Genomic DNA, 18,536 nt, shown 5'->3' with positions numbered 1-18,536 from the left:
CCTTGTGTTGAGGGTCGGTCGCGCTGCTTTTTTAGCATCGACCGCCTCGCACGCCCAGACCCGGAAAAAGCCTTCAGCCCGCTGTTGCCCCACCCAGCTGGAAGCGGAACACAGCGCCCTTGTCGGCCTGCTGCACCAGCCGGATGTCGCTGCCGTGCAGCTGCAGGATGCGCTTGACGATCACCAGCCCCAGTCCGCCGCTGCTCGCCGTGCCGTCGGCGCGCGAGCCGCTCATGAACACCGGGCGCGTGAAGATCGCCTTCTGCAGCTCGCCCGGAATGCCCGGCCCCGTGTCGCTCACCTGCACCGTCACGCCGCCGTTCTCGGCGCGCAGCTGCACCACGATCTCGCCGCCCTCGGGCGTGTGGCGGATGGCGTTGTCCAGCAGGTTGGTCAGCACGCGCTCGATCATGCCGAGGTCGGCCGACACCACCGGCAGGCCGGGCGCGATGTCGGGCTTCAGGCGCTGATGCCTGGCTTCCGCCGCCAGCTCGAACTTCTGGAACACGTCCTGCACCAGGTCGGCGAGCGCGAAGCTTTCCTTCTCGGGCTTGACCACGCCATATTCGAGCCGCGCCAGCTCGAAGGCTTCCTGCGCCAGCCGGCCGACCTTGCGGCTCTGGCCGAGAGCAATTTCCAGATAGCGCCGCCGCTCGGCTTCGTCGAGCGTGCCGGCCTTGAGAAGCAGCGTTTCCAGATAGCCGTGCAGCGAGGTGAGCGGCGTGCGCAGGTCGTGCGAGATGTTGGCGAAGAGCTCGCGGCGCTGCTGGTCCTGCAGCGTCAGCTCGCGCCACTGCTCGGCAATGCGCCGCGTCATCTGCGAGAAGGCCTGGCCCAGCTGGGCGATCTCGTCGCTGCCGCGCGAAAGCCGCTCCAGCGTAGGCGCTTCGCCTTCGAGCGACGCGATGCCTTCGGTCTCGAAGCGCTTCACCGCCGCCGTGAGTTCGCGCAGCGGCCGCGTGATGAGCCGGAACGCGGCCAGCCCCGCCAGCAGGCCGAGCAGAGACACCAGTCCCATCGTCCAAAGCGTCGTGCGCAGCACGTTGTCGGCCGCCACGTTGGCGACCAGCGCGTCGTGGTCCTCGCCCTGCAGCACCACGTAGACGTAGCCCGCGTCGCGCCCGCCCATCTGCAGCGGCGCGGCGCTGAACACCTTGGTGCCGCTCGGGCTGCGCGGATCGTCCCCCGCGATGGGCAGCGGCGCACCCGAGAGCAGCTTGCGGACCGGCCCCAGGTCGACCCTGTCGCGCTTCAGGTGCCCCGGCGGCGCGGCCTGCGCCTCGATGCGGCCGTCCAGCCCGAGCAGATAGACCTCCACGCTGGGGTTGACGGCCATCAGCTTGTCGAACAGGTCCTTCACCGCCGCCTGGTCGAGCCCTCCGGGCTTCATGAGTTCGGAGTTTTCGGCGATGTGCGCCGCCAGCCCGAGCGAGAGGCGCTGCACCACTTCCTGCTCGTGCATGCCGTTGGAGCGAACCTGCAGCCACACCGACGCGCCGCAGCACACCAGCAGCAGCACCGCGAACACGGCCGAGAGCCGCCGCGAGAGCGTGGCCCAGGCCATCGTCATGCGGCCTCCTCCGCGCTGCCGGTGGCCGATAGCTTGTAGCCGCGCCCCCACACGGTGAGGATGCGCTTCGGCTGCGTGGGGTCGGCCTCCACCTTGGTTCGCAGCCGGTTGATGTGGGTGTTGACGGTGTGCTCGTAGCCGTCGTGCTGGTAGCCCCAGACCTGGTTGAGCAGGTCGAGCCGCGAGAACACCTTGCCGGGGTTGCGCGCGAAGAAGTACAGCAGGTCGAACTCGCGCGGCGTGAGCTCCACCGGCTTGCCGTCCACCCGCACCTCGCGCGCCAGCGGCTCGATGTCGAGGTTGCCCAGCGTGAGGCTGCCCGAGTCCATGCGTGCGTTGCGCGCCATCGCGTCGGTGCGCCGCAGCAGCGCCTTCACGCGCGCCACCAGCTCCAGCACCGAGAAGGGCTTGGCCAGGTAGTCGTCGGCCCCCAGCTCCAGGCCGAGGATGCGATGCACCTCGCTCGAGCGGGCGCTGATGATGATGATCGGCGTGTATCGCGCCATCGCGCGGGCTCGGCGGCAGATCTCGAGGCCGTCGATGCCGGGCAGCATCAGGTCGAGCACCAGCGCGTCCCAGTTGCCCCGCTCCAGCTCGCGAAGGCCGGCGTGGCCGTCGGCGGCATGCTCGATGGCGTAGCCCTCGTCGCGCAGGTGCATGCGCAGCAGTTCGGCAATGTGGGCGTCGTCCTCGACGATCAGCACGCGCTTGGGATTGTCCATGGTGGCGCCATTGTCCCGCCATCCGGCCGGCGGAGTTATCACGATTAATTGAACTTTGCGTGATGAATCGGCCATGGGGTGCGCCGAACAATCCGCCCCATGAACAGCACGACAGCCACCGCCCCCATCCCCGCCACGGCCGAGGCCGGGCCGGTCCACCCGCTGTGGATGCGCATCTCGCACTGGCTCAACGCGCTGGCCGTGGTGATCCTGGTGACCAGCGGCTGGCGCATCTACGACGCCTCGCCCTTCTTCCCCTTCACCATCCCGACCGTGGTCACGCTCGGCGGCTGGCTCGGCGGCGCCCTGCAATGGCACTTTGCGGCGATGTGGCTGCTGGTGGCCAACGGCCTGGTCTACCTGTTCATGAACATCGCCACCGGCAGGCTGGCCACGAAGTTCTTTCCGCTGACGCCGCGCGGCGTGCTGCACGACGCACTGGCCGCGCTCAAGGGCAGGCTCTCGCACGCCGACCCGCGCCACTACAACAGCGTGCAGAAGCTGGCCTACCTGTTCGTGATGCTCGACCTGATCGTGATCGTGCTCTCGGGCCTGGTGCTGTGGAAGTCGGTGCAGTTCCCGGTGCTGCGCGAGCTGATGGGCGGCTACGAGTCGGCGCGCCGCGTGCACTTCTTCGGCATGGCCGCGATCGTCGCCTTCGTCGTCGTGCACCTCGTGATGGTGGCCCTGGTGCCCCGCACGCTCCTCACCATGATCCGCGGCCGCGCCGCCAAAGCCCGATGAAGATATTCAAAGCCCCCACCCTGAGCGGCATCGACGGCGACGCCGTGCTGCGCGAAGCCCGCACGCTGATCGCGAAGAAGCTCGACGAGCCCTCGCGCCGCGTCTTCCTGCGCCGCTCGCTGACCCTCGGCGGCCTTTCGCTGCTCACCGGCTGCAGCATCAGCGACAACGCGCAGGTGGAGGCCGCGCTCACGAAGATCTCCCGCTTCAACGACAAGGTGCAGGGCCTGATCTTCAGCCCCACGCAGCTCGCGCCGACCTACACGGAGGCCGAGATCACCCGCCCCTTCCCCTTCAACGCCTACTACGGCGAGGACGAGGTGCGCGAAGTCGACGAGGCCAGCTACAGGCTGGAAGTGACCGGCATGGTCGCCGACAGGCACGCCTGGACGCTGGCCGAACTGCGCGCCATGCCGCAGCAGGAGCAGATCACGCGGCATATCTGCGTGGAGGGCTGGAGCGCCATCGGCCGATGGGGCGGCGTGCGCTTCGCCGACTTCCTGCGCCACATCGGCGCCGACCTCACGGCCAAGTACGTCGGCTTCAAGTGCGCCGACGACTACTACACCAGCATCGACATGCCGACCGCGCTGCACCCGCAGACGCTGCTGGCGCTGAGCTACGACGGCCAGCCGCTGCCGCCGAAGTACGGCTTTCCGATGAAGCTGCGCATGCCGACCAAGCTTGGCTACAAGAACCCCAAGCACATCAAGGCGATGTTCGTCACCAACACCTATTCCGGTGGCTACTGGGAAGACCAGGGCTACAACTGGTTCGGAGGGAGCTGAGGGGCCGACAGCCACTCGACTGCCGAAGAAAGCGAAAGGCGGAGTTCCACCGGGACCGAGCCGACATTGAAGACCCAACCTCAACTCACTCAGGAAGACGCCAAATGAACAAGCTCACCGCAACCCTTCTCGCCACCTGCATGGCCTTCGCCGGCGCCTCGGCCTTTGCCGCCGACGAAATGGCGAAGGACGGCATGGCCAAGGACTCGATGTCCAAGGACGGCATGAAGAAGGATTCGATGGCCAAGGACTCCATGTCCAAGGATGCGATGAAGAAGGACGCGATGAAGAAGGACTCGATGGCGAAGGACTCCATGTCCAAGGACGGCATGAAGAAGGACGCCATGGGCAAGGACGAAATGAAGAAGTAGGCGCCCCACCGCGCTGCCGCCCCACAGCGCTACCGCATCACCATTGACGCCGGGGCGATTCGGCGTCAATGTCACCTCCCTCAAGGAATCCGCACCATGAAGAAATCCTTCGCACTCACCGCCGGCACGCTGGCTGCCGCAGTCCTCGTCTGGCAGGCGGCGCCCTCCTTCGCAGAAACCGCCCGCCGCGTGCCCGCGCCCACCGCCGACCTCGTCCCGGCACCGGGCACGAAGACCGAAACCGCCGTGTTCGCCGGCGGCTGCTTCTGGGGCGTTCAGGGCGTGTTCCAGCGCGTCAAGGGCGTGAGCAACGCCGTGTCAGGCTATGCCGGCGGCGATGCGAAGACGGCGCGCTACGACGAAGTCGGCTCGGGCCGCACGGGGCATGCCGAGTCGGTGCGCATCACCTACGACCCGCAGCAGGTCAGCTACGGCAAGCTGCTGCAGATCTACTTCTCGGTGGCGCACGACCCCACCGAGCTCAACCGCCAGGGGCCGGACACCGGCACCCAATACCGCTCCACCGTGTTCGCCGAGAACGCCGAGCAGGCCCGCATTGCCAACGCCTACATCGCGCAGCTCAACCAGGCGAAGACCTTCGGCAAGCCGCTGGCCACCACGGTCGAGCTGTCGAAGCCCTTCTACGCGGCCGAGGACTACCACCAGGACTACCTGACGCTGCACCCGAGCCAGCCCTACATCGCGATCAACGACATGCCGAAGATCGACGACCTGAAGAAGCTCTTCCCCGAAAGCTACAAGGCCACGCCTTCACTGGTGAAGGCGGCCAAGGCAGGCTGAGCGGGCGCCAGGTCATTCCTTGTATTCGCCGCGGCGCGCGGCCCGGTTGGCGCTGGTGCGCTCCACCAGCGCCCGCTGTGCAGTCGCCACATTGGCCGCATCGCCCTTCCATGCATCGAGCGCTGGCTGCTGCACCGCGCGGGAGAACGAGAAGGTCAGCGCCCATGGCAGGCGCGATTTGTAGCGGCGATTCATTTCGTTGAGCCGCGCCGACGCCAGCTGCGCAGGCTGGCCGCCCGAGAGAAAAGCCACGCCGGGCACCACGGCCGGCACGGTGCGCAGTAGGCACTGCACAGTCGCCTCTGCCACTGCCTCGACGGAATCCTGCACGGCAGCCTTCAGCCCCGGCAGCACCATGTTGGGCTTCAGCAGCATGCCTTCGAGCAGGACGCCCTGTGCGCGCAATTCAACGAAGGTGCGGTGCAGAACCTCCTCGGTGACCTCTGCGCAGCGCGCGAGCGAATGGTCGCCGTCCATCAGCACCTCGGGCTCGACGATGGGCACCAGCCCGGCCTCCTGGCACAAGGCGGCATAGCGTGCCAGTGCATGTGCGTTGACACGTATGCAGGCGCGGCTCGGCAGGCCGTCGCCGATGGCGATCACGCCGCGCCACTTGGCGAAGCGCGCGCCCATCGTGGCGTATTCGGCAAGGCGCTCGCGCAGGCCATCGAGCCCTTCGGTGACGGTCTCGCCGGGGTGCCCGGCCAGCGGCTTGGCGCCCGTGTCGACCTTGATGCCGGGAATGATGCCGGCGTCGGCCAGCGCCTTCGCAAAGGGCTGGCCCGCGTTGGTCTTCTGCCGGATCGTCTCGTCGAAAAGGATCGCGCCAGAGATGCTGTCAGCCAGGCCCGGCGCGGTGACGATCAGCTCGCGCCAGTCGCGCCTCGCGGCTTCGGTCTGCGGTATGCCGAGCGCGGCGAAGCGCTTGTTGCAGGTGGCGTTGCTCTCGTCCATCGCGAGCAGGCCCTTGTCGTCCGCGACGAGCGCGCAGGCGGTGTCGATCAGTGTTCGTTCGGTCATGCGGGGCACCTCTCTGGCGGGCATGGTACGCCCGTGCCGCTCACTCGTTAACACCGCGAACCTGATCGCTGGCCGACTTGGCGCTCCTGCCTGTGCGGCCCGCCGGGTCTTTATCAAGCCGACGCTGGCCGGCAGTAATCTGCGCGCGGTCGGGACGGAAAGGAAACTGAATGGAACGTGGGTCACGAGAGTGCGATGCGCGCGGCGCCGGAAGGCCATCGATGCGAGCGGTCCTGGCGCTGGCTGCGTCCTTGTTCGCCACGCCTTTCGCGTTCGCCGAATTAGGCGGCGCGCCCACGCTGGCGCCGGGCCAGCGGATCGACATGGTGTCGCGCAAGGCGGCCGCTGCCGAAGCGACCGGTGCCGCAGCCAAGACGGAATCCGCCACCGGCTGGAGCACACGGGAGACCACGTCCGACGATGGCCTGGTCCAGCGCGAGTACCTGACGGCCGACGGCACGGTGTTCGCCGTCGCGTGGCGCGGCCCGCGCCGGCCGGAACTCTCGGTGCTGCTGGGCACGCGCTACGCCAGGCAGATGGCCGACAACGCCCGGGCGCAGCGCCAGCTTGGCAGGGGCTCCCACGCCACGACCTCGCAGCACGACGAGGACTTCGCGGCCCATGCCTCGTCGCACCAGCGGCTGTCGGCCGGCGTCGCCTGGCTGCCGCGGATGCTGCCTGATGGAGTCGACCCCGACTCGCTGGCCATTGCGCAAGGCTCCTGATCGTTTCAACTCATCTTCGCCCTTCGTGCCCATGGACTCACGACAAGCAGGCGACCGGCGCCCAGCCGGTGCCATGAACCTCCTTCGCGCCGTGGCTTGTGCCGCGAGCCTGCTGGGCCTTGCTGCCTGCGGTGGCGGCGGCGGAGGCGGTGGTGGTGCATTGCCGATCGGGCTCTTGCCCACTTCGACGCCGGCCGCGGGCATCTCCGCGCCGGCGCCTGCTCCGGCGCCCAGTACTCCCCCCGCCACCGCCGCGTCGAGTTCGCAGAATTCGATGCCGCTCACCGTGTCCAACGGCACCGATTCGAGCGGCGTCAACCTGCCGCAGGTGAGCATCAGGCTCTGCGCACCGGGAACCGGCACCTGCCAGACCATCGACAACGTGCTGGTCGACACCGGCTCCACCGGCATCCGCATCGCGGCCGACGCCCTGAACTCGGCGATGAAGTCGGCCCTGCCCCAGGAAGCCGTGAACGGAGCGCCGCTGAACGCCTGCGCCCAGTTCCTCGACGGCTACACATGGGGAACGATGCGTGTCGCCGACGTCACGCTCGGGCCGAAGTCCGCCAGCGCGCAGCCGCTGCAGATCGTGGGCGATCCGAACTCCGGCAACGTGCCCGCCGCATGCTCGGACAACAACACGCTGCAGCCCGAGAACACTCCGGACAAACTCGGTACGAACGGCATCATCGGCGTCGCCGCGGTTCTCCAGGACTGCGGCGCGGCATGCGCGCAGCGCGTCATCCCGGCCACCTACTACACCTGCGCCGCCGGCGCGTCGTGCCAGGGGACCACGGTTCCGCTCGCGATGCAGGCCCAGAACGTGGTCGCCAATTTCGCGCAGGACAACAACGGCGTCGTGCTCGGCCTGCCGGCGATCTCATCGGCCGGCCAAGGCGTGACCGTCGGCACGCTCTACTTCGGCGTGGCGACGCAAGGCAACAACGCCATGAGCGGAGCGACGGTGCTGAAGACCGACTCGCGCACGCTCAGCTTTTCGGTCAGCTACAAGAACACCAGCTTTCCCGACAGCTTCCTGGACAGCGGGTCGAACTTCTTCTTTCTCAACGATTCCACGATCGCCCAGTGCGCGAGCAATGGCACGTTCAAGGGCTTCTACTGCCCTGCGAGCACACTGGCCCTCAGCGCCAGCTTCACGGCTGCGACGGGCCCGGCGCTGAGCCAGAGCTTCGCGATCGCGAGCGCGCAATCGCTCTTCACCGGCAATCCGGGCGTCGTGGCGGTCGACAACATCGCCGCCGCGAGTTCGGGCACCAGCGCGATCGACTTCGGCCTTCCGTTCTTCTACGGCAGGCTGGTCGCGGTGCTCAATGAAGGCCAATCCGCGCTGGGCCAGCAAGGGCCGTTCACCGCGCTGGCGATGCCCTGACGAAACAGGACCTAGATCACGTTCTTCTCGAGCAAGGGCCTGTTCTCGAGAATCCGCGCGAAGGACACCGGCGACAGATCGAGGCTGCGGTACTCGCCGAAGCGGATCAACTCCGCCACGCCGCGCCCCGCCGCCGGGCACTGCTGCAGGCCATGGCCCGAGAAGCCGTTGGCGAAGTAGAGGTTGTCGCAGTCGGGGTGCTGGCCGAGGATGGCGTTGTGGTCGAACACGTTCATCTCGTAGTAGCCGGCCCAGGCGCCGGTCATGCGGATGGCCTCGAAAGCGGGCACGCGCTCGGCCAGCGAGGGCCAGATGAAGCTGTCGAAGGCTTCGTACTCGACCTCGAGCGGCGCGTCGTTGTGGTCCTGGTCTTCCGGCGGCGCGAAGCCGCAGATGAACTGGCGGCCCTCGGGGCGCAGCCAGATGCCGGAGGTGTCGATCACCAGCGGGCAGCCGGGCAGCGTCTCGGGGCACGAGAAGCTGAACACGCTGCGGCGGCGGCCGCGCACCGGCAGGTCGATGCCGGCCCATTGCGCCACTTTCGCGGCCCAGGCGCCGGCGGCGTTGACGACGACGTCGGCTTCCAGCGTCTCGCCGCTGTCGAGCTGCACGCCGGTCACGGTGCGGCCGTTGCGGCGCAGCCCCGTCGCATGCGCCTGCACGTAGCGCACGCCCTGCGAAACCGCCTTCCTGCGGAAAGCCTGCAGCAGGCTGTAGCCGTCGTACCAGCCCTCGCCCGAGAGGCCGAGGGAGGCGAGTTCCACGCCTTCCGTCGAAATCCACGGAAAGCGCGCCTTCAGTTCGTCAGGCGTGAGCAGCGCCACGTCCACTGCATGCGCCTTCTGCATGGCGTGGTTCTCGCGCAGCACCTCGGCGCCGGCCTGCGAGGCCAGGTACAGGTAGCCGGGCTCGACGAGGCCGATGTCGGGCACCTCGTCGCCCACGCGCAGGGTCTCGCCGAGATTGCGGAAGAAGTCGATGCCGTAGAGCGACATCCGGATGTTGATGGCGGTGGAGAACTGCTGGCGGATCGAGCTGGCCGACAGCGCCGACGACGCCTGCTTGTACGAGAAGTCGCGCTCGACCACCGTGACCTCGAAGCGCTCGCCGTCGGGGTCGCGGGTCAGGAAGTAGGCGATGGCGGAGCCGATGGCCCCGCCGCCGATGATCACCACACGGCGCATGACTTGCCTTTCTTTGTTGCCCGGCGCACGCACGCAGAATAGCGCCGATGAGAAAAGACATTCCCAACCTCGGCGCGCTGCAGGCCTTCGAGGCTTCTGCGCGGCTGGGCAGCTTCACCCGCGCGGCGAGCGAACTGGCGCTCACGCAGAGCGCCGTCGGCCGGCAGGTGGCCATGCTGGAGCAGCGCCTTGGCGTGCCACTGTTCTCGCGCGTGCGGCGCCGCCTCACGCTTACCGACACGGGGCGCGAATACGCGGCGCGCATCCGCCGCCACCTCGACCAGATCCGCCGCGACACGCTGGAGATCAGCGCCGGCCACGAGATGGGCTTCGTGCTGGAGCTTGCAGTGGTGCCCACCTTCGCCACGCAGTGGCTCATACCGCGCCTGCCGGAGTTCAGCCGGCTGCATCCGAACATCACGGTGAACCTGTCGGCGCGCTCGCAGCCTTTTTCATTCCAGGAAAACGCCTACGACGCGGCCATCTACTTCGGCGACCAGTTCTGGCCCAACACGCGCGGCGGGCTGATCTTTTCCGAGGGCGAGATGGTGCCCATCTGCAGCCCCGCCTTCCGCGACGCGCACGGGCCGTGGGACGAAGCCGGTTTCGAGCGCTGCCGCCACGTGCACCTGAGCACGCGCGCCCATGCATGGCGCGACTGGTATGCGCAGCAGGGCTGGGAGTACACGGTGCATGCCTCGCGCGGGCCGCGCTACGAGCTCTTCACCATGGTGGTGGCGGCCACGGCCGCCGGCATGGGCGTGGGCCTGGCGCCGCGCATCCTGATCGAGCACGAGCTGCGCACGGGCGAACTCGTGATTCCGGTCGACCGGCACCTCGACGTGCCCCAGGGCTACTACTTCGCGTACCCCGAAGGCCGGCCGGCCTCCGGGGCGCTGGAAGACTTCAAGCGCTGGGTGCTCGGGCTGACGCCCGGCTAGAAAAGGACGCTAGACCGGGTTCGGGTTGCGTTCGAGAAATCCCTGCTGGTGCCAGTAGGGATAGGCCCGCGTCGTCGCGCTGGCCGCGTCGAGCTCGGCAACCTGTTCGGGCGTGAGGTTCCAGCCCACCGCGCCGAGGTTCTGCCGCAGCTGCGCCTCGTCGCGCGCGCCGACCACCACGCTGGACACCGTCGGGCGCTGCAGCAGCCAGTTGAGCGCCACCTGCGGCACCGTCTTGCCGACTTCGGCGCCGATCTTTTCCAGCGCATCGACCACGCGGTACAGCAGCTCGTCGGGCACCGGCGGACCCATGTCGGCCGTCACGTGCAGCCGGCTGTTGGCGGGCAGCGGCTGGCCGCGGCGGATCTTGCCCGTGAGCCGGCCCCAGCCCAGCGGGCTCCACACCACGGCGCCGATGCCCTGGTCGATGCCCAGCGGCATCAGCTCCCATTCGTAGTCGCGGCCGACCAGCGAGTAGTAGGCCTGGTTCGCGACATAGCGCGCGAGGCCGTGGCGCTCCGACACGGCCAGCGACTTCATCAGGTGCCAGCCCGAGAAGTTCGACACGCCGATGTAGCGCAGCTTGCCCGCGCGCACCAGGTCGTCGAGCGTGGAGAGCGTCTCTTCCACCGGAGTGCTCGCGTCGAAGCCGTGCAACTGGAACAGGTCGATGTAGTCGGTGCCCAGCCGCTTGAGCGAACCGTCGACGGCCTGCACCAGATGGTGACGCGAAGAGCCCACGTCGTTAGGCCCCTCGCCGCTGCGGAAGGTGGCCTTGGTCGAGATCAACAGCCTGTCGCGCGGCCGCCCCTTGATCGCCTCGCCGAGCACCGACTCGGCCGCACCGGACGAATAGATGTCGGCGCTGTCGAACATGTTCACGCCGGCTTCGAGACAGATGTCGATGAGCTTGCGCGCCTCGGCCACGTCGGTGCTTCCCCATGCACTGAAGAACTCGCCCTTGCCCCCGAAGGTGCCGGTGCCAAAACTCAGTACGGGGACCTTGAGGCCGGATTTGCCCAGATGACGGTATTCCAAAGTGGTGCTCCTTGGTGCTTGCGGATTCGGGATGAAGAAAGGTGGCCGACAGACCGGTCGGACTGCCGCGCGGCCATTGTTGGTTGGCGCGTTCAACCCTGCGGACGAATGGGCTTTGCGCAGCGGGTCACAAGTGGTTGACGAAGTCATCAACCAGTTCACTTTTTAAGCCTTTAGCATGCGCCGCGAGGTCGTGGCCTCGCGCTCATCCGACGCGCGAGAGCCGGCTTCTGCAGAGCCGATAACCAACAAATCTTCAGGGAGGAAAACCCATGCTTGTCGAAATCGACGAACACGGAATGATCAGTCACGCGCGCGTGCGGCATGCGCGCAGTCCGCAGATCGAACGAGGAAAACGCACCGCAGCCATCACCGGCATCGTCGTGCACCAGACCGACGCCGATACGCTGGAGTCATCGCTGAACAGCTACAGGAACCCCAAGGCCAATGGAGCGCACTTTCTCATCGACAAGGATGGGACGATCTATCAGACGGCTGCGATTTATCAGAGGACGAATCATGTGGGGCCGTTGAAGGCGAGGTGTCTGATAACAGGCAAATGCACCCCGCGGGACTTTCCGGCAAAGGCTGGAGCCACAGCGATTCATCGCATTGAAATGCGCAAGGCACCGCATGAGCGCTATCCAGGCAACATGGAAGCCATCGGAATCGAGATGGTTGGCAGAGCCAGGTTGCCGCCGGGCTTCAAGGATCCGGATGTCCGAGCCAACCGCCCTCTCGAAAAGCTGCGCGCAGAATTCGGCATCTTCCCCACACCGTCCGCAGCACAGAATCAATCGCTCGCGTGGCTTGTCAGCGTGCTTGAGAGTTCCATGCAGATTGCGCCGGGCGAAGTCTTTCCACATTCCGACGTCAGTTGGAAGAATCCGACAGAGGCGCAGGGTGCGAATTGGAATCTGAAGGTACCAACACCATGAGCAACGCCAGCATTCTTGGCATCGCAGCCCTTGTTGCGGCCACAACGGCATTTGCTGCTCACGCAGCCGACAGGCGATATCCGCTTGCCGACGTGGTGAAGATAGAAATCACCGAGCCTTCAATACGGTCCGCATGGGAAAACAAGAACTTTCTTGACTGCGACGACGTGGTCCTGACCGAGGAAGATGTTCGCCATGCACTCCGGCATATGCGCAAGGTCTCGGAGAAATCCTATTTCGACGAGTACGCGGAACGAACCGGATGCCTTGGCGGTGCGCGCGTCACGTTCAAGAACGGCAAAGCTATTGCGATCGGCATCGAGCCGACGGGACGCATCAATACCTTCGAACTCAACGCCAAGCTCAAACCCACGCCCGGCCCGGAAACCTACTATGAATGCGATCCTTGCAGGGCTCGAAAGATGGAGCTCCTGAAGGACGCGCTGAATCGGGCAGACGAACGGCGACTCAAGAAACTTGAAGCGGAAGGGAAAATTCCGCCGGGCGAAGCGGAACGTCGCCTGAAGACATTGAGGGCGAGCCGCTGACCCTTGTTCTCCACCCAACCCGCTTCGGCGGGTTTTCTTTCGCCCCACTCTCCCAATCAACCGCCCGTCGGCTGGCTACCATCGCCCGATGCGAATCTCCCTCGAAAGCCCCGCCCAGCCCGACGTCATCCAGCTCATCGACGACCTCGACGCCTACCAGAAGCCGCTCTACCCGCCCGAGTGCCACTACGGCATCGACATCGCGGCGCTGTCAGTGCCGAACGTGCTGTTCGCAGTCGCCCGCGATGGCGAGGGCACGGCCATCGGCTGCGGTGCCATCGTCATGGAGCCGGAGTTCGGCGAGCTCAAGCGCATGTATGTGCGCCCCGAGAACCGGGGGCAAGGTATCGCGGCGAAAGTGCTGCGCTTCCTTGAAGGCGAAGCGATGGCGCGTGGCTGCGCGATGTTCAGGCTGGAAACGGGCGTGAGCCAGCCGGAGGCGCTGTCGTTCTATGCGCGCTCGGGCTACGCGCGGCGCGGGCCGTTCGGGAGCTACCCGGATGACCCGCTGAGCGTGTTCATGCAAAAGGAAATCGCAAGCTGAGAGGCTGCCGTCTCCGTCGCCGATGAATCCGGTCAGCGCCTGATCTGCACAAGGCCGCGCTGCGCTCAGCCTGCCTCCGGCCTCGCCAAAGCCGCACGCATCGCGCGGGTCGCGCTGTCGGCAGCTTCGATGCGACGGCTCATTTCCTCATTGATCAGACGCACCAAGGAGCCGAGTTCGGTGCGCGTGGGACCAAGTTGTTCTGTATCGCCCACCTCCAGCGGCGCGATGAGCTTTTCGAGGCATGCATAGGCGCAGAGCACTTCGCGAAGACTGTCGGTGTCGTCGCAGGCTTGAAGAGCGAGGGCTTCGGCAGCGTCGAAGCGGGTTGATGCGGATGGCGTACGCGAGCGAGTAGAAGCAGCCATGAATGGCCTCCGGTGAAAACGCAGAGATGCTTCGAGACGCCAATCCCGAGCACGCCGAGATTTCGACGTGCGGGGCGCAGTTTATCGCCCGGATGAAGAACTCATCGAAGCGAACTCAAAGCCGCATTCCGAGCCAGATTACCGTCTCGGTCGAGGCCGCAACAACCGGGCTCAGCAACTTCGTCCACACATGGCCCGCACGCACATGCGACGCCGACTGGTCGTGATGCAACTGCTCCTCCTCGACGATTTGCGAGATGACATGGACGGCCGTTTCGTCCTTGCCAGCCAGTTCGCGCAATTGCGTCTTCAGGTGTCCCAGCACCACGCGCTCGACAGCCACTGTGGTCGCAGCGATGGCATGGCGACCCAGCAGCCCGGTGAGCAGACCCAGTACCCATCCGCCGATGCCGCACAACCAATAGCTGCGGCAACTGCGCAATCCCCGTCTCTGCAGTTCTGCCCAGAACAGAGCCCGGTGTCTTTCCTCGTGGGACTTGAACTCACGCAACTCCGGTACGAGCGAGGGTGCGGTCCATTGCGCCACGAAGATCTGCGCCCTGTAGATGTTGACCGCGCCTTGCTCGCCCGCATGGTCGACCTTGAGGATCCGTCCGCCCAGCGTCGAACCCCGGTCCGGTTGCTTCCCGTCATTCATTGCAGATCCCTCATTTGCCGAGGATTTTGACGAGTCGGGCCTTCAGCCGGCGCAAATCAGCGACATCAGGGAAAATACCTAGAGACCACGCCGTCACCGGCCCGGGCGTTCCCTCCACGAGGGAAACGGTGCGCCTCTACACCTCCCGAATCCCCTTCATCCCTGGCCCGCTACTTGCAGCAACGATCAAAAATGACAGAAAATTTTCTTCTCTGACTTATATTTGTAAACCGGTTTTCAAAAAACGCACACTTTCGGGCGCATTGCACCCTCCATGAGCACCACTTTCGACTCCCCAGGCACCACCGTGGCCCAGCGCATCGCGCAGGCCTTGCCACGGCTGTCGCGCTCGCACCGGCAGGTGGCCGACTACGTGCTGGAGCATCCGCTGCAGGTCGCCACACTGCCCATCGATGAGCTGGCAGCGGTGGTGGGCGTGTCGGTGGCCACGGCCAACCGCTTTGCGCGGGCGCTGGATTTCGACGGCTACGCCACCTTCCGGGCCGAGCTCGTGCGCGGCTTCGAGCCGCTGGTGGCGCCGGTCGAGCGGCTGCGCGGCAACCTGGAGCGGCCGACCACGGTGGCCGAGGTGTTCGCCACCGCGCTCGACGAGAGCCGCCGCAACATCGACGCGACGCGCCAGACGCTGGACTACGCCGCCTGCGAAGCCGCGGTGGAACGCATCGGCAAGGCGCGCTCGGTCTATATCGGCGGCTTCGGCGCGAGCGCGTGGCTCGCGGGGCTGCTGCAGCACGGGCTGGACGGCAGCTGCAGCGACGTGCGCATGCTCTCCAGCGTGAGCGGCGTCACGCATGCGGCGCGCACGCTGATGCACGCGGGGCCGCAGGACGTGTTCATCGGCCTGACCTTTCCGCGCTACCTGACGGACACCATTTCGCTCGCGCAGATCGCGCGCGGCCAGGGCTGCGCCGTCATCGCCCTCACCGACCGGCCCAGCTCGCCGCTGGCGCCGCTGGCCGACGTGGCGCTGTTCTGCCAGACCGAAACCAGCTACCGCCCGAACTGCGAGACCAGCGTGCTCGCGCTGATCGAGGCGCTGACCAGCGCGGTGTCGCTGCGCGCGCCCGACCCTGTGCAGTCGGCCGGCCGCATCCTGCAGGCTGTGCGCCCCTGGCTGCATGGCGCCAACGGCCTGCAGCGCATCAGCGGAACCGCCGCGGCAGCACCCCAGACACCCGATGCCCCCGCCCCCAGCGGCGCGGGCAGCAAGAAGAAGAAAGCTTCCCGATGACCCAGACCCATGTGCCCGTGATCGCCATCCATGGCGGCGCCGGCACCATCAGCGCCGCAACGACGAGCGCGGAACAGGCGCAGGCCTATCACGATGCTCTGAAGAACATCGTGGCCGCCGCACAGGCGATGCTGCTCAAGGGCGCCTCCGCGCTCGATGCCGCCTGCCTCGCGGTGGAGCTGCTCGAGGAGTGTCCGCTCTTCAACGCCGGCCACGGCGCGGTGTTCACGCACGACGAAACCCACGAGCTCGACGCAGCCGTGATGGACGGCACCACGCTCGCCGCCGGCGCGATCGCGGGCGTGTGCCACATCCGCCGCCCGGTGCGCGCCGCGCGCGCCGTGCTCGAAGACGGCGCCCATGTGCTGCTGGCCGGTGCCGGCGCCGAGACATTCGCGCGCGAACGCGGGCTGGAGATGGTCGAGCCTTCGTTCTTCTCCACCGAGGCGCGCCGCCAGCAGCTCTACCGCGTGCGCGGCACGGGCCGCGTGGTGACGGACCATGAAGGCGCGACGATGGCGGCGGCTGCAGCAGCAACTCCGTCCCCGCTCGACGAGGACAAGAAGTTCGGCACAGTCGGCGCGGTCGCGCTCGACATGCACGGCCACCTGGCCGCCGCCACCTCCACCGGCGGCATGACCAACAAGCGCGTCGGCCGCATCGGCGATTCGCCGCTCATCGGGGCCGGCACCTACGCCGACGACCGCACGGCCGCCGTGTCGTGCACCGGCAGCGGCGAGATGTTCATCCGCGTCGCCGCCGCCTACGACGTGTGCGCGCGCATGGCCTACGGCGGCGCGACGCTCGAAGCCGCCACGCACGCCGTGGTGCAGCAGTCGCTGCCGGCCGTCGGCGGCTCCGGCGGGCTGATCGCCGTGGACCGCCACGGCAACCTGAGCCTGGCCTTCAACAGCGAAGGCATGTACCGCGGCCACGCGCGCGGCAACGAAGCGCCCCTCACGGCCATCTTCGCCTGACGCCGTACGCGCTCGCAGCCCCCTCTTTTCCTCGCACTCCCATGTCCACCCCTTCCCTCGCCCTGCCGGACGGCCGCGTTCTCGCCGTCGACGACCTCACCGTTCGCTTCTCGACTTCCGAGCGCACGGTCGATGCCGTCAAGAAGCTGTCCTTCCATGTCGACCACGGCGAAACGCTTGCGGTGGTGGGCGAATCGGGTTCGGGCAAGTCGGTGACCTCGCTCGCGCTGATGCGCCTGGTGGAGCACGGCGGCGGCCGCATCCTGAACGGCAGCATGATGTTCCGCCGCCGCAACGGCGAGGTGCTCGACCTGGCGCAGGCGCGCGACAGCGCCATGCGCAACATCCGCGGCGCGGACATCGCGATGATCTTCCAGGAGCCGATGACATCGCTGAACCCGGTGTTCACCGCCGGCGACCAGATCGCCGAGGCCATCCGCATCCACCAGGGCAAGAGCGATGCGGCCGCGCGCGCCGAAGCCCTGCGCATGCTGGAGCTGGTGCGCATTCCCGAGGCGCGCAACGTGCTCGACCGCTTCCCGCACCAGCTCTCGGGCGGCATGCGCCAACGCGTGATGATCGCCATGGCGCTGTCGTGCAAGCCGCAGCTGCTGATCGCCGACGAACCGACCACCGCGCTGGACGTGACCATCCAGGCGCAGATCCTCCAGCTCATCCGCGAACTGCAGAAGGAGATGCACATGGGCGTGCTCTTCATCACGCACGACATGGGCGTGGTGGCCGAGATCGCCGACCGCGTGCTGGTGATGTTCCGCGGCGACAAGGTGGAAGAAGGCGTCTCCGACGACGTGTTCGCAGCGCCTCGGCACCCCTACACCCGCGCGCTGCTGTCGGCCGTGCCGAAACTGGGCGCGATGCAGGGCACCGACCTGCCGGCCAAGTTCGAACTGCTGCGCACCGAGGCCAGCGCCGACACCGCGGCGTCCGGCCAAGTCACGCCGCAGGACACCGTGCGCGCCGACGCCGGCCCGATCCTGCGCGTGCGCGACCTCGTCACGCGCTTCGACGTGCGCAGCGGCCTCTTCGGCCGCGTGAAGCGCCGCGTGCATGCGGTGGAGAAGATCAGCTTCGACCTGTACCCCGGCGAAACGCTGGCGCTGGTGGGCGAATCGGGCTGCGGCAAGTCAACCACCGGCCGCTCGCTGCTGCGCCTGGTCGAGAGCCAGAGCGGCGCGATCGAGTTCGGCGGCAAGAACATCCGCGAGCTGCCCACGCGCGAGCTGCAGGCGCTTCGCCGCAACATCCAGTTCATCTTCCAGGACCCGTTCGCCTCGCTCGATCCGCGCGTGACGGTGGGCTTCTCGATCATGGAGCCGCTGCTCATCCACAACATCGCCAAGGGCGCCGAGGCGCAGCAGCGCGTCGACTGGCTGCTGCAGAAGGTGGGCCTGCCGCCCGAGGCTGCGCAGCGCTATCCGCACGAGTTCTCGGGCGGCCAGCGCCAGCGCATTGCCATCGCGCGGGCACTGGCGCTCAACCCCAAGGTGGTGGTGGCCGACGAATCGGTGTCGGCGCTGGACGTGTCCATCCAGGCGCAGATCGTCAACCTGATGCTCGACCTGCAGCGCGAGCTGGGCGTGGCCTTCCTCTTCATCTCGCACGACATGGCGGTGGTGGAGCGCATCAGCCACCGGGTGGCCGTGATGTACCTGGGCCAGATCGTCGAGATCGGCCCGCGCCGCGCGGTGTTCGAGGCGCCGCAGCACCCCTACACGCGCAAGCTGATGGCCGCGGTGCCGGTGGCCGACCCGTCGCGCCGCCACAAGCCGCGCGCGCTGCTCGAAGGCGAGATTCCCAGCCCGATCCGCGCCGTGGGCGACGAGCCCGTGGTGCCGCCGCTGGTGCAGGTCGCGCCGGGTCACTTCGTCGCGCAGCACGCCATCGGCGGTGCGTTCTGAACGGTCAATCAATTTTTTCAACCCGCAGGCCCTCCTGC

General features: G+C 67.2%; 20 protein-coding genes. 13 read left to right on the top strand and 7 right to left on the bottom strand.

The window, feature by feature from the left end; genetic code table 11:
* Positions 1 to 73 precede the first annotated feature (73 nt).
* Both EJP67_RS03145 and EJP67_RS03140 read right to left on the bottom strand, forming a co-directional pair.
* Positions 74 to 1,570 (bottom strand): sensor histidine kinase, encoded by a 1,497-nt coding sequence (locus tag EJP67_RS03145; protein ID WP_126019319.1) that lies wholly within the window; start codon positions 1,568 to 1,570, stop codon positions 74 to 76.
* Positions 1,567 to 2,292, bottom strand: a complete 726-nt coding sequence (locus EJP67_RS03140) for a response regulator transcription factor (protein ID WP_126019317.1) — start codon at positions 2,290 to 2,292, stop codon at positions 1,567 to 1,569. The genes EJP67_RS03145 and EJP67_RS03140 overlap by 4 nt, the downstream gene beginning before the upstream one ends.
* Before the next feature lie 99 nt (positions 2,293 to 2,391).
* Here EJP67_RS03140 and EJP67_RS03135 point away from each other — a divergent pair, with 99 nt between their 5' ends.
* The 4 genes from EJP67_RS03135 (at position 2,392) to msrA (ending at position 4,996) form a co-directional block, all read left to right on the top strand.
* Positions 2,392 to 3,036 carry a cytochrome b/b6 domain-containing protein gene (locus EJP67_RS03135; protein WP_126019314.1) on the top strand — a complete coding sequence of 215 codons (645 nt, stop codon included), beginning with the start codon at positions 2,392 to 2,394 and terminating at the stop codon, positions 3,034 to 3,036.
* Positions 3,033 to 3,824, top strand: coding sequence for a molybdopterin-dependent oxidoreductase (locus EJP67_RS03130; protein ID WP_126019312.1), 792 nt, complete (start codon positions 3,033 to 3,035; stop codon positions 3,822 to 3,824). The genes EJP67_RS03135 and EJP67_RS03130 overlap by 4 nt, the downstream gene beginning before the upstream one ends.
* A gap of 104 nt (positions 3,825 to 3,928) precedes the next feature.
* Positions 3,929 to 4,195 (top strand): pentapeptide MXKDX repeat protein, encoded by a 267-nt coding sequence (locus EJP67_RS03125; RefSeq protein WP_126019310.1) that lies wholly within the window; start codon positions 3,929 to 3,931, stop codon positions 4,193 to 4,195.
* Between the two features lie 96 nt (positions 4,196 to 4,291).
* Positions 4,292 to 4,996 (top strand): peptide-methionine (S)-S-oxide reductase MsrA, encoded by a 705-nt coding sequence (gene msrA, locus EJP67_RS03120; RefSeq protein WP_126019308.1) that lies wholly within the window; start codon positions 4,292 to 4,294, stop codon positions 4,994 to 4,996.
* 12 nt (positions 4,997 to 5,008) lie between these two features.
* Here msrA and EJP67_RS03115 read toward each other — a convergent pair whose 3' ends face one another.
* Positions 5,009 to 6,016, bottom strand: coding sequence for a class I fructose-bisphosphate aldolase (locus tag EJP67_RS03115; RefSeq protein WP_126019306.1), 1,008 nt, complete (start codon positions 6,014 to 6,016; stop codon positions 5,009 to 5,011).
* A 221-nt stretch (positions 6,017 to 6,237) separates the two neighbouring features.
* On the opposite strand from EJP67_RS03115, the gene EJP67_RS03110 reads away from it, so the two are divergent.
* Together EJP67_RS03110 and EJP67_RS03105 are read left to right on the top strand one after the other, a co-directional pair.
* On the top strand, positions 6,238 to 6,741 hold the full coding sequence (locus tag EJP67_RS03110; protein ID WP_165909538.1) for a DUF2844 domain-containing protein: 504 nt from the start codon (positions 6,238 to 6,240) through the stop codon (positions 6,739 to 6,741).
* A gap of 73 nt (positions 6,742 to 6,814) precedes the next feature.
* Complete coding sequence (locus tag EJP67_RS03105) at positions 6,815 to 8,131, top strand: DUF3443 family protein (protein WP_165909537.1); 1,317 nt, start codon at positions 6,815 to 6,817, stop codon at positions 8,129 to 8,131.
* Positions 8,132 to 8,142: 11 nt separating this feature from the next.
* On the opposite strand, the gene EJP67_RS03100 is transcribed toward EJP67_RS03105, so the two are convergent.
* On the bottom strand, positions 8,143 to 9,315 hold the full coding sequence (locus EJP67_RS03100) for an NAD(P)/FAD-dependent oxidoreductase (RefSeq protein ID WP_126019300.1): 1,173 nt from the start codon (positions 9,313 to 9,315) through the stop codon (positions 8,143 to 8,145).
* A 47-nt stretch (positions 9,316 to 9,362) separates the two neighbouring features.
* On the opposite strand from EJP67_RS03100, the gene EJP67_RS03095 reads away from it, so the two are divergent.
* A complete protein-coding gene (locus EJP67_RS03095; RefSeq protein WP_126019298.1) occupies positions 9,363 to 10,256 on the top strand; it encodes a LysR substrate-binding domain-containing protein in 894 nt (297 codons plus the stop codon).
* 9 nt (positions 10,257 to 10,265) lie between these two features.
* Here EJP67_RS03095 and EJP67_RS03090 read toward each other — a convergent pair whose 3' ends face one another.
* The gene (locus EJP67_RS03090; protein ID WP_126019295.1) at positions 10,266 to 11,294 is read right to left on the bottom strand and encodes an aldo/keto reductase; all 1,029 of its coding nucleotides are present in this window, start codon (positions 11,292 to 11,294) and stop codon (positions 10,266 to 10,268) included.
* A gap of 272 nt (positions 11,295 to 11,566) precedes the next feature.
* Between EJP67_RS03090 and EJP67_RS03085 the strand changes: the two genes are divergently transcribed.
* From EJP67_RS03085 to EJP67_RS03075, 3 genes are all read left to right on the top strand, one after another.
* Entirely contained in the window at positions 11,567 to 12,232 is a 666-nt protein-coding gene (locus tag EJP67_RS03085; protein WP_126019292.1) for a peptidoglycan recognition protein family protein, read from the top strand.
* Positions 12,229 to 12,780 (top strand): hypothetical protein, encoded by a 552-nt coding sequence (locus tag EJP67_RS03080; protein WP_126019290.1) that lies wholly within the window; start codon positions 12,229 to 12,231, stop codon positions 12,778 to 12,780. The genes EJP67_RS03085 and EJP67_RS03080 overlap by 4 nt, the downstream gene beginning before the upstream one ends.
* An 88-nt stretch (positions 12,781 to 12,868) precedes the next feature.
* A complete protein-coding gene (locus EJP67_RS03075; RefSeq protein ID WP_126019288.1) occupies positions 12,869 to 13,324 on the top strand; it encodes a GNAT family N-acetyltransferase in 456 nt (151 codons plus the stop codon).
* A gap of 65 nt (positions 13,325 to 13,389) precedes the next feature.
* On the opposite strand, the gene EJP67_RS03070 is transcribed toward EJP67_RS03075, so the two are convergent.
* Positions 13,390 to 13,692 (bottom strand): hypothetical protein, encoded by a 303-nt coding sequence (locus EJP67_RS03070; RefSeq protein ID WP_126019286.1) that lies wholly within the window; start codon positions 13,690 to 13,692, stop codon positions 13,390 to 13,392.
* Positions 13,693 to 13,807: 115 nt separating this feature from the next.
* Positions 13,808 to 14,350 carry a demethoxyubiquinone hydroxylase family protein gene (locus EJP67_RS03065; protein ID WP_126019284.1) on the bottom strand — a complete coding sequence of 181 codons (543 nt, stop codon included), beginning with the start codon at positions 14,348 to 14,350 and terminating at the stop codon, positions 13,808 to 13,810.
* A 274-nt stretch (positions 14,351 to 14,624) separates the two neighbouring features.
* Between EJP67_RS03065 and EJP67_RS03060 the strand changes: the two genes are divergently transcribed.
* The 3 genes from EJP67_RS03060 to EJP67_RS03050 are packed head-to-tail and all read left to right on the top strand — an operon-like array spanning position 14,625 to position 18,498.
* Entirely contained in the window at positions 14,625 to 15,602 is a 978-nt protein-coding gene (locus EJP67_RS03060; RefSeq protein ID WP_126019281.1) for a MurR/RpiR family transcriptional regulator, read from the top strand.
* A complete protein-coding gene (locus EJP67_RS03055) occupies positions 15,599 to 16,579 on the top strand; it encodes an isoaspartyl peptidase/L-asparaginase family protein (protein ID WP_126019279.1) in 981 nt (326 codons plus the stop codon). The genes EJP67_RS03060 and EJP67_RS03055 overlap by 4 nt, the downstream gene beginning before the upstream one ends.
* A gap of 41 nt (positions 16,580 to 16,620) precedes the next feature.
* The gene (locus EJP67_RS03050) at positions 16,621 to 18,498 is read left to right on the top strand and encodes a dipeptide ABC transporter ATP-binding protein (protein WP_126019277.1); all 1,878 of its coding nucleotides are present in this window, start codon (positions 16,621 to 16,623) and stop codon (positions 18,496 to 18,498) included.
* Positions 18,499 to 18,536: the final 38 nt, after the last annotated feature.

It is taken from the genome of Variovorax guangxiensis, from assembly GCF_003952165.1.
GTDB lineage: Bacteria > Pseudomonadota > Gammaproteobacteria > Burkholderiales > Burkholderiaceae_C > Variovorax > Variovorax guangxiensis.
Note: the sequence above shows the minus strand (reverse complement) of the source record. Positions and strands in the feature narration are given on the sequence as shown.